Annotated in this window: 12 protein-coding genes; 9 read left to right on the top strand and 3 right to left on the bottom strand. The window is 64.8% G+C overall.

The window, feature by feature from the left end:
• Positions 1-93: 93 nt before the first annotated feature.
• The 3 genes from K1X74_06760 to K1X74_06750 are packed head-to-tail and all read right to left on the bottom strand — an operon-like array spanning position 94 to position 4,484.
• A complete protein-coding gene (locus K1X74_06760; GenBank protein ID MBX7166033.1) occupies positions 94-1,701 on the bottom strand; it encodes a hypothetical protein in 1,608 nt (535 codons plus the stop codon).
• On the bottom strand, positions 1,698-3,491 hold the full coding sequence (locus tag K1X74_06755) for an ABC transporter permease (GenBank protein ID MBX7166032.1): 1,794 nt from the start codon (positions 3,489-3,491) through the stop codon (positions 1,698-1,700). Before K1X74_06755 ends, K1X74_06760 begins: the two co-directional genes overlap by 4 nt.
• A gap of 54 nt (positions 3,492-3,545) precedes the next feature.
• Positions 3,546-4,484, bottom strand: a complete 939-nt coding sequence (locus K1X74_06750; protein ID MBX7166031.1) for an ABC transporter ATP-binding protein — start codon at positions 4,482-4,484, stop codon at positions 3,546-3,548.
• Between the two features lie 454 nt (positions 4,485-4,938).
• On the opposite strand from K1X74_06750, the gene rpsR reads away from it, so the two are divergent.
• The 9 genes from rpsR (at position 4,939) to K1X74_06705 (ending at position 14,176) form a co-directional block, all read left to right on the top strand.
• Positions 4,939-5,211: a 30S ribosomal protein S18 gene (gene rpsR / locus K1X74_06745; protein MBX7166030.1), complete on the top strand. Its 273-nt coding sequence runs from the start codon at positions 4,939-4,941 to the stop codon at positions 5,209-5,211.
• A gap of 326 nt (positions 5,212-5,537) precedes the next feature.
• Positions 5,538-6,572, top strand: coding sequence for a DUF1559 domain-containing protein (locus tag K1X74_06740; protein ID MBX7166029.1), 1,035 nt, complete (start codon positions 5,538-5,540; stop codon positions 6,570-6,572).
• Between the two features lie 308 nt (positions 6,573-6,880).
• A complete protein-coding gene (locus K1X74_06735) occupies positions 6,881-7,084 on the top strand; it encodes a hypothetical protein (GenBank protein MBX7166028.1) in 204 nt (67 codons plus the stop codon).
• Between the two features lie 115 nt (positions 7,085-7,199).
• Positions 7,200-8,624 (top strand): bifunctional folylpolyglutamate synthase/dihydrofolate synthase, encoded by a 1,425-nt coding sequence (locus K1X74_06730; protein MBX7166027.1) that lies wholly within the window; start codon positions 7,200-7,202, stop codon positions 8,622-8,624.
• A gap of 42 nt (positions 8,625-8,666) precedes the next feature.
• On the top strand, positions 8,667-9,146 hold the full coding sequence (locus tag K1X74_06725; GenBank protein ID MBX7166026.1) for a hypothetical protein: 480 nt from the start codon (positions 8,667-8,669) through the stop codon (positions 9,144-9,146).
• Between the two features lie 109 nt (positions 9,147-9,255).
• The gene (locus K1X74_06720) at positions 9,256-10,392 is read left to right on the top strand and encodes an acyl-CoA dehydrogenase family protein (GenBank protein MBX7166025.1); all 1,137 of its coding nucleotides are present in this window, start codon (positions 9,256-9,258) and stop codon (positions 10,390-10,392) included.
• 44 nt (positions 10,393-10,436) lie between these two features.
• On the top strand, positions 10,437-12,071 hold the full coding sequence (locus K1X74_06715) for a long-chain fatty acid--CoA ligase (GenBank protein MBX7166024.1): 1,635 nt from the start codon (positions 10,437-10,439) through the stop codon (positions 12,069-12,071).
• A gap of 69 nt (positions 12,072-12,140) precedes the next feature.
• Positions 12,141-13,295, top strand: a complete 1,155-nt coding sequence (locus K1X74_06710; GenBank protein ID MBX7166023.1) for a thiolase family protein — start codon at positions 12,141-12,143, stop codon at positions 13,293-13,295.
• Between the two features lie 110 nt (positions 13,296-13,405).
• Positions 13,406-14,176, top strand: a complete 771-nt coding sequence (locus K1X74_06705; protein ID MBX7166022.1) for a 3-hydroxyacyl-CoA dehydrogenase — start codon at positions 13,406-13,408, stop codon at positions 14,174-14,176.
• Positions 14,177-14,191 lie beyond the last annotated feature (15 nt).

The following is a 14,191-nucleotide window of genomic DNA, read 5'->3' as shown; positions in this document are numbered from 1 at the left end:
ATGAATGCTGGTGCATATGTTAGCGCCGGAAGAAACAGGCGTCAAACATTTGCCCCCCCAATGCAGGGGCCACTGGGTAGACCGGAAACTGAGCTATTCGATCGGTTCCTGCGGCGCTGCCGTCTCGGCCGCCTCGGCACCTTCGGTTTCGGCCGAATCGCTCGATTGCTGCAACTTGGCCGGCGGCTTTCGAGGACCGTGCAGCTTTATCACGTCGGCCAAGATGAACGGATCGGGGAACGGCTCGTCGAGCTGCTTGAGAATGTTGGCATATCGCGCCGTGGTCCGCACCAGCTCGTCGCCCGTCAGGCCATCGGCGATCAGCCGCGGGTACTTGTCGAGCACCGCGCGCCACAGCTTCAGCCCCTCTTCGTAGCTGGCCCGAGCCGTCTTCAAGTCGGCATTGCCGAGCGCCGCATTGCCCTCGAAGATCAGCCGCCGCGCGGCGATGCAGTCGTTGCCCTTCTCCGCTTCGCAGCGGACTTTCCAATAGTCGTAATTCACCTGGTGCCGGAAATTGCCGATGGTGCTGGCCTTGTCGCCGTATTGACGGATCTCGCTGGCCAGTTCGCGCCCCTTGGCGCGCAGCTCGGGGGGCAGCTCGTCGGCCAGCTCCCAGGCCGTGGGCACCAGCCGCTGGTCGAGCTGCTGGCGCGCCATGATCTCGCTATACGACAAATCGTCCGGATTCTTCTTCGCCAAGGCCTGCTGCTCGGGCAGCAACTGTTCCAAGCGGCGATCGCGAATCTGTTGTGCCAGGCCAGGTGCCAGGCTGAGCAACTCCTCCTGCTTTTCCCGCGTCAACTGGGCCATGACGTCGTCGTTCAGACGGATCTTGACGCCCTCGCTCATGACGAATTCGCGATCGCCATAGCGGGCCCAGTCGCTGGCCGCGCGGCTCCAGGCCACGGCGGCGCGTTCGCCAAAGGTGCCGTCTTCCTCGAGGCCCACGGCGTAGTTGATCTGCGCGAGACCCGGTTCCGAGTAGAAGATGATCGGGCTGATGCCCATCAACACGGCGCCCTGGTTATCGACCAGGTCCTCAGCCTCGAGAAAGTAGCGTTTGCCCACGAGCCAGTTGTCGCGGAGTGCCTCGGGCACGTCGGGGCCGTGAAAATCGTCATCCTTCTTGAACAGGGCGCGGAACAGCTTGCGCTCGTCGGAACGGCCGATCTTGTGGCTGATGAAGTGCCCCATCTCGGCGCGCAGCCTGGGCTCGCGCTGGTTATAGCGAATCCCTTCCTTGAGAAAGTTGATGCCCTTGATCACCCAGAAGTAGCGGTCGCGATAGTCGTCGAACTCGACCGAGACGTTGTAGGAGAGGTTCCAGCACTGAAAGCGCCAGGCGCTGATGTAGTTGGGCTGCAACTTGGTGATCTGCTCATACAACGCCGACAAGGTGTTGTAATCCTCGTCCTTGTTCATGGCCTGAAAGGCCTTGGACCAGAGCAGTTGGGCGGCGACGCCGCGCATCCCCAAGGTGGCCAGCTTGAGCGCCTCGCTGGTCGGATCGATCTGACCCAGGTTGGCCTGGCTCAGCCCCAGCCGGTCGCGCATTTGCGATAGCTTCCCGCCGGCCGACGCACCCGGCGTGCCGGGGGCCCCGGTCGAAGGGCGGCTCAACCAGGTAATCGCCAACAGCAGCGCGCCGATGCCGACGAAATAGGGCACCTTTCGCATCAACCGCCGACGAGCGTTCATCGCGCCACCTCGCGCATCTTGAAGAACAAATAGCCCACCACGAACACCGGCACGACGTATGCCAGCGCCATGAGCACCTGGCTTACCAGCGGATTCCACGGGATGTCGTAGCCCCGGGCGACGAGCGTCGTGCCGCTGAGCGACGACAAGTCGGGCACCGCGTTCGCCATCACCTTCAGCGCGGCCCGATATCCCACGTCAAGCGACTTGATCGCCGTGGTCGTGAAGCCGGGCTCGAGAGGAATCGTCTGGTTCATCTGCCTGACGATGCGCACCAGCGATTCGATCGGTCCGCCGCCGATGACGCGATCCGTGGCCACATCGAGGATGTATGGCTTGACGAAGCCACCCAGGATCAGGACCAGGTTGCCGAGCATCGCCACGGCGGCGTTGAGAAACGTGCTCAGGGTGACGCCGACCGTCGTGATGATCAGCATCTGCAACCAGATGCCGATGTAGCCTTTGAAGAAGTTGAGTGCGAACGAGCCGTCGGTGGGCCGCAGATAAGCGTCGGTCTGGCCCATGCCGAGGTATTGTTCGCCCTGCAAGCAGGTGATCTCGATTTCCAATCGTCCGTCGTGCACCAGGTCGCGGTACAGGTCGAGCGTCGAGCCGTCGGGAGCTTGCACTTCGCGCGGAATCCGGTGCAGGTCGCTCTTGTAGTCCTGGGCCACAAAATTGCGCGGCGCGCTGACCTTCGTCCGATCGTGCGGATTGCGCAGCGTGATCGCACCGAGCACGCCCTGGCTGACGTCGCCCTGCGCTGTGCGAAACACGCCCAGCGTCAATTCGAGTGGCAACCCGTCGGGAAACTGCTGTTCGCTCAGACCCGAAAAGGTCCAGATGGCCGCGGCCTGCGTCCCGCCTTCGATCCAGGACTGCCGTTTCGATTCCTTGCCGATATCGATGCCGCCGGGCTCGCCTTGCCGGTTGAGCATCTGCAACTGGCCGTAGATTGGCCGCCGGGCGACCAGGTGGCCTCGCGGTGGCCCCAGGCGGTAGCGCGTCTTGCCGCCGACTTCGACCCGGGTCACATCGTGATCGTGTCCCTGGTCGAACGACGTTTGCCCCGTGCCGCTTTGAGCGTCGATCCGCACCTGGTGGCGATGATTGTGCACGGCCGAGGTCCGCCCGACGAGCGCACCGCTCGAGCCCGCGGCGCTCGCCTCGGGTTCGAGCGAGGCGTCGACCACTTCGTGGCTGTGGTCCAAGCCGCGCAATACGAAGAAATAGCTCGAGACACCCGTCAGCAGCAGCATCACGGTGCCAATCAATGAGAACCCCAGGATCCGGCCGAGCACGATTTCGCTGGGCCGAACGGGCTTGGTCACCACCGTGTAAATCGTACGCGTCCGGATGTCGTTGGGCAGGCTGAAGACGCTCAGGAACAACGCCAGCAGGGCGCTTAGCAAGCTGGTGGCCGAGAGCACGAAGCTCAGATACAACCGCGCCGGATTGCTGCTCGTGGGGTCGAGATACCACCCCGCGAACAGCAGGATCACGACGAACACGACGAAAGCTGCCAGCACCATGCGGCGAATCGATTCGAGCACCGCCAGCCGGGCCAGCGCGAATACGCGACGCGGCGAAATCCGGGCCAAATCTCCCACGGCCGACGCGACGAACCGACCCACGCGGCGCGCCCCGGCCAGGGGACCCAGGCGAACGCTCGACAGCACAAACCCCACGATCAGCCCCAGGACCGTCAGCGCAGCGATTTGCAGGCCCCAGTCGGCAGCCGCCGCGGGGAACCATTTCGCCAAATCGAAATCGGGATTGAGCTCGGGCATACGTTCCGTGATCGGCGCGGGAAGCCTGGCAGGCAGCCGCCAGGAAGTCGATGGTCAGTTGTGCGATGCCGGAGCGGTGCCGTCGGCGCGATCCGGCACACCGCCGGAGGTGCCGTCCGTCGTGGCCCGGCGGCCAGGTCGCGATTCGCTTTCGCGCACGATTTTCAGGAACAGCTCTTCGAGCGTCGTCGTGGGATTGTCCATGCTCAGCAACTGGCCGTGATGCCTTTCGATCACGCTCCGTAGCTCGGACTTCGCCTCTTCCGACAGGCCCGAGACGCGGACTTCGGTCAGATCCTGCACTTTGAGCAGCGCGTCGACGCGCCCCAGCTCCTTGAGCTCGCCCTGATGCAGGATGGCGATTCGATCGCACACGTCTTGGACGTCGGCCAGCAGGTGGCTCGACATGACAACCGTCTTGCCGTCGGCCTTGAGCTGCAGGATCAAGTCCTTCATCTCGCGCGTGCCGATCGGGTCGAGGCCGCTCGTCGGCTCGTCGAGCAGAATCAGTTCGGGATCGTTGATCAGCGCCTGCGCCAGGCCGATGCGGCGCGTCATGCCCTTCGAGTATTCGCGCAGCTGGCGGCGGCGAGCCCAGGTCAGCCCGACCATGTCGATCAGCCGCTCGATCCGCTGCTTGCGAATTGCCCGGGGCATGTCGAACAGCCGGCCGTAGAAATCGAGCGTCTCTTCGGCGTTGAGAAATCGGTACAGGTACGATTCCTCGGGCAGGTAGCCGATGCGCTCGTTTTTTTGCACGTCGTCGGCCGGCTTCCCCAGCACGAAGGCCTCGCCGCTGGTGGGAAACAATAGCCCCAAGAGCAGCTTCATCGTGGTCGTCTTGCCCGAACCGTTGGGTCCGAGCAGTCCGAAGATTTCGCCGCGCCGCACTTCGAGGTCGAGCGCCTTGAGGGCCCGTACTTTCTGGCGTCCCCAGAAATCGCGATAGACCTTGGACAAATTACGCGTCTGAATGACGACCGAATCGTTCATGCGGCCATGGCCCTGGGCAAAAGTTAGTCGACCAGCGATTGGGCGCGTGGGCACCGCCAGCGCAGCACGTCCCCCGACGGCGCCGGCTCAACCGCTCGACGATGCGAGCTGCCGGAGAACCTCAAGCGTGGCCTCTTCTCGCTACGCCCAAGTGCTAGCGACAGTTCGACGCGGCCTCGGCCCGCACTCGCGGCATCGCGCCGGAAGCGAGCGTAGACCCGAAATCGCGATTTGTTCCGAGTGTTCCGCCACTATAGATGCCTGCTCGCCAGGTGACAAGCAACCTGCTATGGCCTAACGGTTTGCGCAATCCGCCTGAACAGCGGCCACGATCGACGCGCGGCGACACACGGCAGGAAAAAACGCCTAGCGGACCGCTTCCCCCGCCAATTCGCCTGTGATACAGTGCGGGGCTCCGGCATCCGTTGCATTGAAACCCGACCGAGCCTGATCCATGCCCCGTCCGTCTTCGCCCAGCGGTAGCTCGAAGAAACGCTCGAAAACCAGCGCCCGCAAGCGCAAGGACCCGCTGTTTGTCGACGGCGCGCGTCCGCGGCCGTTGTGGATCGACTACAAGGACTTGGACCTGCTGTCGAAGATGTGCAGCCGCCACGGCAAGATCACCGGTCGCCGCAAGACGGGCTGCACGGCCGTCAGTCAGCACGCCGTGAGCAAGGCGATCAAGCGGGCCCGATTCATGGCCTTGCTGCCGTACGTCGGCGAGTAAGTACGTCGGGCCACTGTCTGCCAAGGGCCGCCGTCTGCGAAAAAACGCGTGAACCACGAGCGCCTCGGAGCACGGCTCCGCGGCGTTTTTCTTTGACGCTCGCTGCGGCGATCTACCTCGTGCCGAGGCGGCAAGATTCTCGCCCTGGCCATTGTTGACAAGCCAGTGCCGAGCTGTACAATCGGCCGCAGCAATCTTGATACTGAGTCTCAATTGCTTTAAGCAACCTCGCCTCCCGAGACTCGACGTCGATTGACACGGCCTTCACCCAGCGCCGTCAAGCCTGAGGTCTTGCTCCACCCCTTTGGTTGGCATGAGGCACGTCGATGGAGTCCTCGCGAAAAGGCCGGATGTCAGGCTTTACCCTCGTCGAACTGTTGGTCGTCGTCGCGATCATCGCGATTCTGATCGCCTTGCTCCTGCCCGCTGTGCAGTCGGCGCGTGGCGCCGCGCGGCGGACCCAATGCACGAACAACCTGAAGCAGATCGGTCTCGCTCTGCACAACTACGAACTGAGCTGGACGACTTACCCGCCGAGCCGTTGCGGAGTGATGGGCGACCAGGGCGGTACCTGGTCCGCGCAGGCACGGCTGCTGCCCTACCTGGAAAAGGGCAACCTGTATGCCGTGATCGATTTCGGCAAACCCTATGCGAATGTCCTGTTCGACGGGGCGAAGGTGGCCAGCATTCGGCCCGAGGGCTTCATGTGCCCCGCGGAAACCCACGATCAACAGCGCTATGACAGCACCGGCAAACCCGAGCATTGGCCGATCAATTACGCGGTGAACCAAGGCACCTGGATGGTCTGGGACCCGGCCGACCCCTACCAGAGCGGCGACGGCGTTTTTCACCCTAACTTGGAAGTCCGGCCCGCGCATCTGTTGGACGGCTTGTCGAACACGCTGGGATTCTCCGAGGTCAAGGCCTTCACCTCGGGACTTCGCAACGCGTCGAAGCCCAAGCCCCTCGCGATGCCGCAGACGATTGCGGAATTGCTCGCCCTGGGTGGCGATGTGAAGCTCGGCCCCAACCTCGCCAACAACTCCGGCCACACGGAATGGGTCGATGGCAAGGTTCACGAGACCGGATTTACGACCGTGTTTAGCCCCAACCAGAAAGTGCTCTACCAACACTCGACCGGGCAATACGATGTCGACTGGATCAACTCGACCGAGGCCAAGACGCTGACGATCCCCACGTATGCCGCGGTCACCGCACGCAGTTACCACGAAGGCGTCGTTCACGGCCTGCTGATGGACGGCTCCGTACGCGTCTACACCGACGGGACCGACATCTTTCTTTGGCGCGCACTTTCCACGCGGGCCGGCGCCGAGGTCATGTCCACTGGATCGTCCAACTAGACGGTCGCTGCTTGCTACGGCGACATGCCGCCGCGAACCTCCTGACGCAACCGATCTGGGTACGGCCGAAACCTCGGCCGTACCCAGATCGCCTTGCAATTCTTACAACGCACGGCACGATGCTGGCGCTAGATGCGAGTGCCGCCAAGCGCGGTGCTCTCGCCCCAAGTACTTCATTGCAAGTCGCTTAGGATTCAAGACTGGCCGCGCGCCAGCATTGCCAGCCTGGTTGGCGGCATGAGAGTTGCCCTTGGCCCGGGGCGTTTGACCCGAAACGCCTTTCCTCGCCGCTGCAAAGGGAGCCTGTCATGGAACGACGAGCCAAGTTCTTGTGGATGAAGGACGTGCTCGATCATCTGACCCGATCGTTCCAGGCCTGGGAGTTGGCCGACGGCCGCGACGAGCGCCTGCTGGCCGACACGGTGCGGCGCGACCTCGACGAGATCCGCCGGATTTGCGAGTCGCTGCACGTCGAAGCACGCGGTCGCGGCCTGCGCGAATTGGTCGCCTGAGCGGCTCGCCGCGGCGGTCCGCCGCGCGAAGCTGGGTCAAGCAGACAACCGACACGCACGTCGGTAGAATGGGCCATCGCTTCTCAGACCCTTTGTTGTGCGGGCAAGAGACCCGATGGACCCGATCGTCGCCGGCGAGCCCCCTTCGGGTCCTTATGCAGCCGCCCTTGAGTTCCTCTATGGGCGGATCAATTACGAGCGGTCGCTGCGGATGCCGTATGGCGCCGGGGTGCTGAAGCTCGATCGCATGCGGCGGCTGCTGGAAGAACTCGGCTCGCCGCACCAAGAGCTGAATTTCGTCCACGTCGCCGGCACCAAGGGCAAAGGTTCCACCTCGGCGATGACGGCGGCCGTGTTGACCGCCGCCGGCTACCGCACGGGCCTGTTCAGCTCGCCGCACCTGTTTCGTGTCGAAGAACGCGTGGCGATCGACGGAGTGTCCTGCTCTCCCGAGCGGCTGGCCGAGTTGGTCGAAATCGTCCGGCCCGTGGTCGAGTGGCTCGACGCACAAGGCGAAGAGAGCGATTTGCGCTCCCCTACCTATTTCGAAGTCTTGACGGCCATGGCGCTGGTCGATTTTGCGCGCCAAGGGGTCGATGCCGCGGTGCTCGAAGTCGGGCTTGGCGGACGCCTCGACTCGACCAACGTCGTCACACCCCGCACGGCGCTGATCACGAGCATCAGTTACGACCACACGCGTCAGTTGGGCAACACGCTGGAATTAATCGCCCGCGAAAAGGCCGGCATCGTCAAGCCGCAGGTACCGACCGTGAGCGGTGTCGGCGAGCCCACGGCGCGGGCCGCGATCTGCGAAATCTGCCGCGAACGTCGCGCGCCGCTGATCGAGCTCAACGTGGAATTCAAGGCCGAGTATCATGCCCCTGCCCGGCTCGATCTGGCCGATCAGTGCCCGACGATCGATTTTCACTACGACGATGGTGCCGGCAAAACGCACCTGGCGGACGTCGAGCTGGGGTTGGTCGGCCAGCACCAGGCGGCCAATGCGGCCGTGGCCATCGCCGCCCTGGTACAGTTGCGCCGCCAGGGATGGGACTTGCCCGAAGCGGCGATCCGCCGGGGATTGGCCCAGGTGCGCTGGCCGGCGCGGATCGAGGTGATCTCTCGGCAGCCGACCGTGGTGGTGGACGCGGCACACAATGTCGCGTCGGTCGTGGCCCTGCTCCAGGCGCTCGAGGAGAGCTTCGTGGCGCGCCGGCGGACGTTGCTGTTCGCCACGAGTAGCGACAAGGACGCACCCGGCATGCTGCGCGAGCTGCTCCCCCACTTCGAGCGCGTCGTGATGACGCGGTTCTTGAGCAATCCCCGCGCGCAGTCGCCCGAAAGCCTCGTCGCCTGCGCCGCGGAATTGGGCCGGTCCGATTGCCTGGCCGTGGCCGATCCCCTCGCGGCGTGGCGGACGGCGCGCGAGTCGCTCGACCCGGCCGACTTGCTGTGCGTGACAGGTTCGTTCTTCATCGCCGCGGAAATCCAGGCCGAGTTCAACGGACGGCCGATCCAGATTCCCGGCTCGCTGGTGTAAACCGCCCGAGCCCGATCGTTGTTCCAAGGAGGGTCGTTGTCGATGAACGCGCAAGTGCGTTGCTCGATCGTCTGCCTGGGCTGGCTCTGCTTCGCGCCGGTCGCGAGCCTGGCCGCCCAGCCAAGCGAGCCCCCGCCGGTCGCCGTGCCCGATGCCGTGACGGAGCGGATCGAACTGTTTTTCCGCGATATTTCGGCCGACCGCGTGCGCGACGCGTTTACCGGGCTGCTCGCGGGATCGCCGCTGGCAAAGCAGACGGCGGCCGTCGACGCGCTGGTCACCAAGACGCCCGAATTGGCGCGGCTCTATGGCCCCGCGCGCAATTTCGAGCAGATCACGGCCCGGCGCATCGGCACCGACGTCTTGGTGCTCAAGTATCTCTATAAATGCGAAACCTTTCCGGTGGTCTGGTATTTCACCGTCTACCGCACGTTCGATCGCACGGCCGCGGCCAACGACCCCGGCCGGTGGATTGTCGTGGCGGTGCGCTTCGACACGGAGATCGAGCGGCTGGCCGAATAATCTCGCGCGCCCTCCCTCTCGCCGCAGCCTGAGACCATAATGCGGGCCGGTTTGGGGGAGTTTCGAGATCGCGGCAGGCTACGGCCGCCGCTTGCGCCAGGATGCGTCGATGGACTTTCAACTTTCGCAAGAACAGCGGTTGATCCGCGACCTGGCCCATAATTTTGCGGCCAAGGAAATTGTCCCCGTTGCGGCCAAGCACGACCGCGAACAGAGCTTTCCGCACGAGCTGTACGCGCGGGCCCGAGAGCTGGGGCTGGTGAACCTGACGGTTGCGCCGGCCTACGGCGGCGCGGGATTGGGCGTGCTCGACCTGGCCGTCGTCACCGAACAGTTGGCCTGGGGCTGCACGGGCATCGGCGGTGCGCTGGGACTGAACGCCGTCTCGGCCGATGCGCTGGCCGTGGCCGGGACCGAAGCGCAAAAGCGCGAATACCTCGGCCGGCTCACCAGCGGTCAATTCGGTTGCTACGCCGCGACCGAACCGGCCGCCGGATCGGACGTCGCCGGCATCCAGTCGACCGCGCTGCGCCGCGGCGACCGCTATTTGCTCAACGGTACGAAGATCTGGATCAGCAATGCCACGGTGTCGAGCTTTGCCATCGTGTTTGCCAAGACCGATCCGACGCAACGACATCACGGCATCTCGGCCTTCGTCGTCGACCTGGATCAGCCGGGCGTGACGGTCGGCCGCAAGCTGGAAAAACTCGGCCAGCGCGCCTCACCCGCCGCGGAGTTGAATTTCGTCGACGTCGAACTGGAGCCCGCGCGGCTGCTGGGCGAAGAAGGTGCCGGGTTCCAAATCGCCATGCGGGTCTTCGATCGTTCGCGACCGATGATCGCCGCCTCGGCGGTGGGCCTGATCCAGCGCTGCCTGGACGAAGCGCTGGCCTATGCCAAGGAGCGCACCTCGATGGGACAGCCGCTCATCGCGCATCAGGCGATCGGCCACAAGCTGGCCGACATGGCGATCCGGCTCGAAGCGGCGCGGCTGCTGACGCTCGAAGCCTCTTGGCTGATCGACTCGGGCCAGCGGAACACGATGCAAGCCGCCTATGCCAAGGCTTTTGCCGCCGACTCGGCCACCTGGGCCGCGAGCGAAGCTGTCCAGGTCTTCGGCGGCATGGGCTACAGCACCGAGTTTCCCGTCGAGAAGCTCTATCGCGACGCCAAGGTGCTGCAAATCTACGAAGGCACGAGCGAAATTCAGCGCAACATCATTGCCCGCGAACTGAGCCGCAAGTAACCGCCTGCGCCGGCCCCGCGCGACCCTCTGGGAGATCTCCGCACATGCACGGACTGATGATGGACTTTCAGCTGACGCTGCCCGCTATGCTGCGCCGCTGCCAGCAGCGGTTTCGCGACAAGCCCATCGTCACGCAGCGCACGGACAAGTCGATCCATCGCTACACCTACGGCGACATGCTGGACCGCATGCAGCGATTGTCGCTGGCGCTGGCCAACCTGGGCATCGGCTCCGGAGATCGCGTCGGCACGCTCTGCTGGAACCACTACCAGCATCTCGAGGCGTACTTCGGCATTCCCTGCGCCGGTGCCGTGCTGCACACGCTCAATCTCCGCTTGCACCCCAACGACCTGGGATACATCGCCAAGCACGCCGGCGACCGCGCCGTGATTGTCGACGAGTCGCTGTTGCCGCTGCTCGACCAGTTCCGCGCGGCGGCCGGGTTCGAGCACGTGATCGTCGTCTGCGAGCCGGGGCACCGCCCGCCGCCCGGGATGCTCGATTACGAGGACCTGCTCGCGTCGGTCGAAGGACGACGCTTCGAGTGGCCCGAACTCGACGAACAGCAGGCCGCCGCGATGTGCTACACCTCGGGGACCACGGGCCGGCCCAAGGGCGTGCTCTACTCGCACCGCGCCATCACCTTGCACTCGTTGGTGACCACGATGGTCGACGCGCACGGCGTGTGCGAGGCCGACGTCTGCTTGCCCGTGGTGCCGATGTTTCATGCCAACGCGTGGGGGCTGCCCTTCAGTTGCGCGCTGGTCGGCGCGACGCAGGTGTTTCCCGGGCCGCACCTCGACCCGCCCAGCCTGCTCGACTTGTTGGCTCGCGAACGCGTGACGCTCACGGCCGGCGTGCCGACGATCTGGCTCGGCATGTTGCAGATCCTCGACAAAGACCCGAAACGTTTCGACCTGTCGTCGCTACGGGCCATGATCGTCGGCGGCTCGGCCGCGCCGCGTTCGATGATCGAAGGCTTTCAACGCCGGCATGGGCTGCACGTGCTGCACGCCTGGGGTATGACCGAGCTGAGCCCGATGGGCACCATTTCGAACGTCCCGAGCCGGCTGCGCAACGCGGGCGAGGACGCGCAATTTGCCTACCGCGCCAAGCAGGGCGGTCCGGTGGCGTTTGTCGAAGTCCGCGGCCGCAACGAGAACGGCGAAGTCCCCTGGGACGGGCAATCGATGGGCGAGCTCGAAGTCCGCGGGCCCTGGGTGGCCGCCAGCTATTACGACTGTCCCAGCGGGGCGGCGTCGTTTACCGAAGACGGCTGGTTTCGCACCGGCGACATCGTGGCCATTGAGCCCGACGGCTGCATCCAACTGCAAGACCGGGCCAAGGATGTGATCAAGTCGGGCGGCGAGTGGATCAGCTCGGTGGCATTGGAAAACGCGCTGATGGGGCACCCGGCCGTGGCCGAGGCAGCCGTGATTCCCGTCGCCCACCCCAAATGGCAGGAGCGCCCGCTGGCCGTGGTAGTCTTGAAGCCGGAAGGCCGGGCCACGAGCGAGGAATTGATCGAGTTTCTGCGACCACAATTCGCCAAATGGTGGCTGCCCGATTGCGTCGAGTTTGTCACGGCGATTCCCCGCACCTCGGCGGGGAAGTTCCTCAAGTCGGCGCTACGCGAGCAGTTTCGCGACCATTATACTGAGGGCCGCGGTTCGACCTGACCGTCCCACGCATCTACCCGACACGTTCTTTCGATCCGCGGCCCGACGCCGCGCGAGGAGTATCGAGCCATGCCGCAACCTGTGATCGTCGAGGCCGTCCGCACGCCGTTTGGCCGCCGCGATGGCGCCTATCGCGAAACCCATCCTGACGCCTTACTGGCCCACACGCTCAAGGGGCTGCTCGAGCGCGCCAAGGTCGATCCAGCCAAGATCGACGACGTTGTCACCGGTTGCGTCACCCAGGCCGGTCAGCAGGGGGCCAACATCGGCCGCCTGGGCGTGTTGCTGGCGGGCTTTCCCGTGCACGTGCCGGCCGTGAGCCTGAACCGCATGTGCGGCTCGAGCCAGCAGGCGATCCATTTCGCCGCGCAGGAAGTGGCCGCCGGCGACTCCGATTTCGCCATCGGCTGCGGCATCGAGAGCATGACGCGGGCCCCCATGTTCAGCGACGTGGGCGACCTGGGCAACTTGAACCCGGCCCTGTTCAAGCAATTCGAATTGGTGCATCAAGGCGAAAGCGCCGAGCGGATGGCCGAGAAATGGAACATCACCCGGCAGGACGTCGACGATTTCTCGATCGAGAGCCATGCCCGCGCCAGCCGCGCCGCCAAGGAGAATCGCAACAAAGAGCTGTTGCCGACCACAGGGGTCGACAAGGAAGGCAAAAAGATCGACGTGACCCGCGACGAGGGCGTGCGCGACGTGGTTGATCGGGCCAAGATGGCTTCGCTGGCCACGGTGTTTCGCCCGGACGGCAACGGTGTCGTGACGGCCGCGAACAGCAGCCAGATTTCCGACGGGGCCGCGGCCGTGTTGATCGCCAGCGACGAAGTCTCGCGGAGCGAAGGCCTCAAGCCGCGTGCAAGGTTCCTGGCACGCGTGGCCGTGGGCGACGATCCGACCCTGCAATTGGCCGGCGTGATTCCCGCCACGCAAAAGGCGCTGAAGCGCGCCGGTTTGACGATCAAGGACATCGACTGGATCGAGATCAACGAAGCGTTTGCCACGGTCGTGCTCGGTTGGGCCCGCGAGCTCAAGCCCGATATGGCCAAGGTCAATCCCTGGGGCGGCGCGATCGCTCACGGCCATCCGCTGGGCGGCACCGGAGCCGGCCTGATGTCGAAGATGCTGGCCGGGCTCGAAGCCACGGGCGGGCGCATCGGCCTGCAGACCATGTGCATCGGCCACGGTCAGGCCACGTGCACGATCATCGAACGGCTCTAGTTTCACCCGGCCCGGGACGAATTCCAGCGCATCCGCGACCAGGCCGCCAGGAATCATTGCCTCCAGGTTTTATTGCAACTCGAAGCACACCTTCTGGGAAACCCGCGCGCATGGATATTCAAGGTAAGACGTTTCTGGTGACCGGCGGAGCTTCGGGCCTCGGCGAGGCCACGGTGCGCCAGATTCTCGCCAAGGGCGGCAATGCGATCATCGCCGACTTGAAGGACGAGCAAGGTCAAGCCCTGGTGAAAGAGCTGGGCTCGTCGGCCCGATTCCTGGCGACCGACGTCAGCAAGACCGAGCAGGTGCAGGCCTGCATCGCCGCCGCGCAAAGCCACTTCGGCGGCCTGCACGGCGCGATCAACTGCGCGGGCGTCGGCTGGGCCGCGCGGGTCTGCCCGAAGGAGGGCCCGCATGATCTGGAGCTGTTCACGACGATCGTGAACATCAACCTGATCGGGACCTTCAACGTCATCCGGCTGGTGGGCGCGGCCATGACCGGCGCGCCGCCGGTGAACGAAGACAACGAGCGCGGCGTGATCATCAACACGGCCTCGGTCGCCGCGTTCGACGGCCAGATCGGCCAGGCCGCTTACTCGGCCTCGAAAGGGGGCGTCGTGGCGATGACCCTGCCGATCGCCCGTGAACTGGCCCGTTTCGGCATCCGCGTCGTGACCGTCGCGCCGGGCCTGTTCGATACGCCGATGATGCAGGCCCTGCCGGACGAGGCCAAGAAGTCGCTGGGGGCGCAGGTGCCGTTCCCGTCACGGCTGGGCCAGCCCAAGGAGTACGCCGCCTTGGCCTGTCACATCATCGAAAACCCGATGATCAACGGCGAATGCATCCGCCTCGACGGCGCCATCCGCATGGCGCCGAAATAGGCCCGGCTGCGCTTT

It is taken from the genome of Pirellulales bacterium (assembly GCA_019694435.1).
Lineage (GTDB): Bacteria > Planctomycetota > Planctomycetia > Pirellulales > JAEUIK01 > JAIBBZ01.
This window is presented reverse-complemented; position numbering and strand designations above follow the sequence as displayed.

Coding starts and splice junctions, on each gene's coding strand:
- K1X74_06760 (MBX7166033.1), bottom strand. CDS start 1,701: ATGAACGCTCGTCGGCGGTTGATGCGAAAGGTGCCCTATTTCGTCGGC.
- K1X74_06755 (MBX7166032.1), bottom strand. CDS start 3,491: ATGCCCGAGCTCAATCCCGATTTCGATTTGGCGAAATGGTTCCCCGCG.
- K1X74_06750 (MBX7166031.1), bottom strand. CDS start 4,484: ATGAACGATTCGGTCGTCATTCAGACGCGTAATTTGTCCAAGGTCTAT.
- rpsR (MBX7166030.1), top strand. CDS start 4,939: ATGCCCCGTCCGTCTTCGCCCAGCGGTAGCTCGAAGAAACGCTCGAAA.
- K1X74_06740 (MBX7166029.1), top strand. CDS start 5,538: ATGGAGTCCTCGCGAAAAGGCCGGATGTCAGGCTTTACCCTCGTCGAA.
- K1X74_06735 (MBX7166028.1), top strand. CDS start 6,881: ATGGAACGACGAGCCAAGTTCTTGTGGATGAAGGACGTGCTCGATCAT.
- K1X74_06730 (MBX7166027.1), top strand. CDS start 7,200: ATGGACCCGATCGTCGCCGGCGAGCCCCCTTCGGGTCCTTATGCAGCC.
- K1X74_06725 (MBX7166026.1), top strand. CDS start 8,667: ATGAACGCGCAAGTGCGTTGCTCGATCGTCTGCCTGGGCTGGCTCTGC.
- K1X74_06720 (MBX7166025.1), top strand. CDS start 9,256: ATGGACTTTCAACTTTCGCAAGAACAGCGGTTGATCCGCGACCTGGCC.
- K1X74_06715 (MBX7166024.1), top strand. CDS start 10,437: ATGCACGGACTGATGATGGACTTTCAGCTGACGCTGCCCGCTATGCTG.
- K1X74_06710 (MBX7166023.1), top strand. CDS start 12,141: ATGCCGCAACCTGTGATCGTCGAGGCCGTCCGCACGCCGTTTGGCCGC.
- K1X74_06705 (MBX7166022.1), top strand. CDS start 13,406: ATGGATATTCAAGGTAAGACGTTTCTGGTGACCGGCGGAGCTTCGGGC.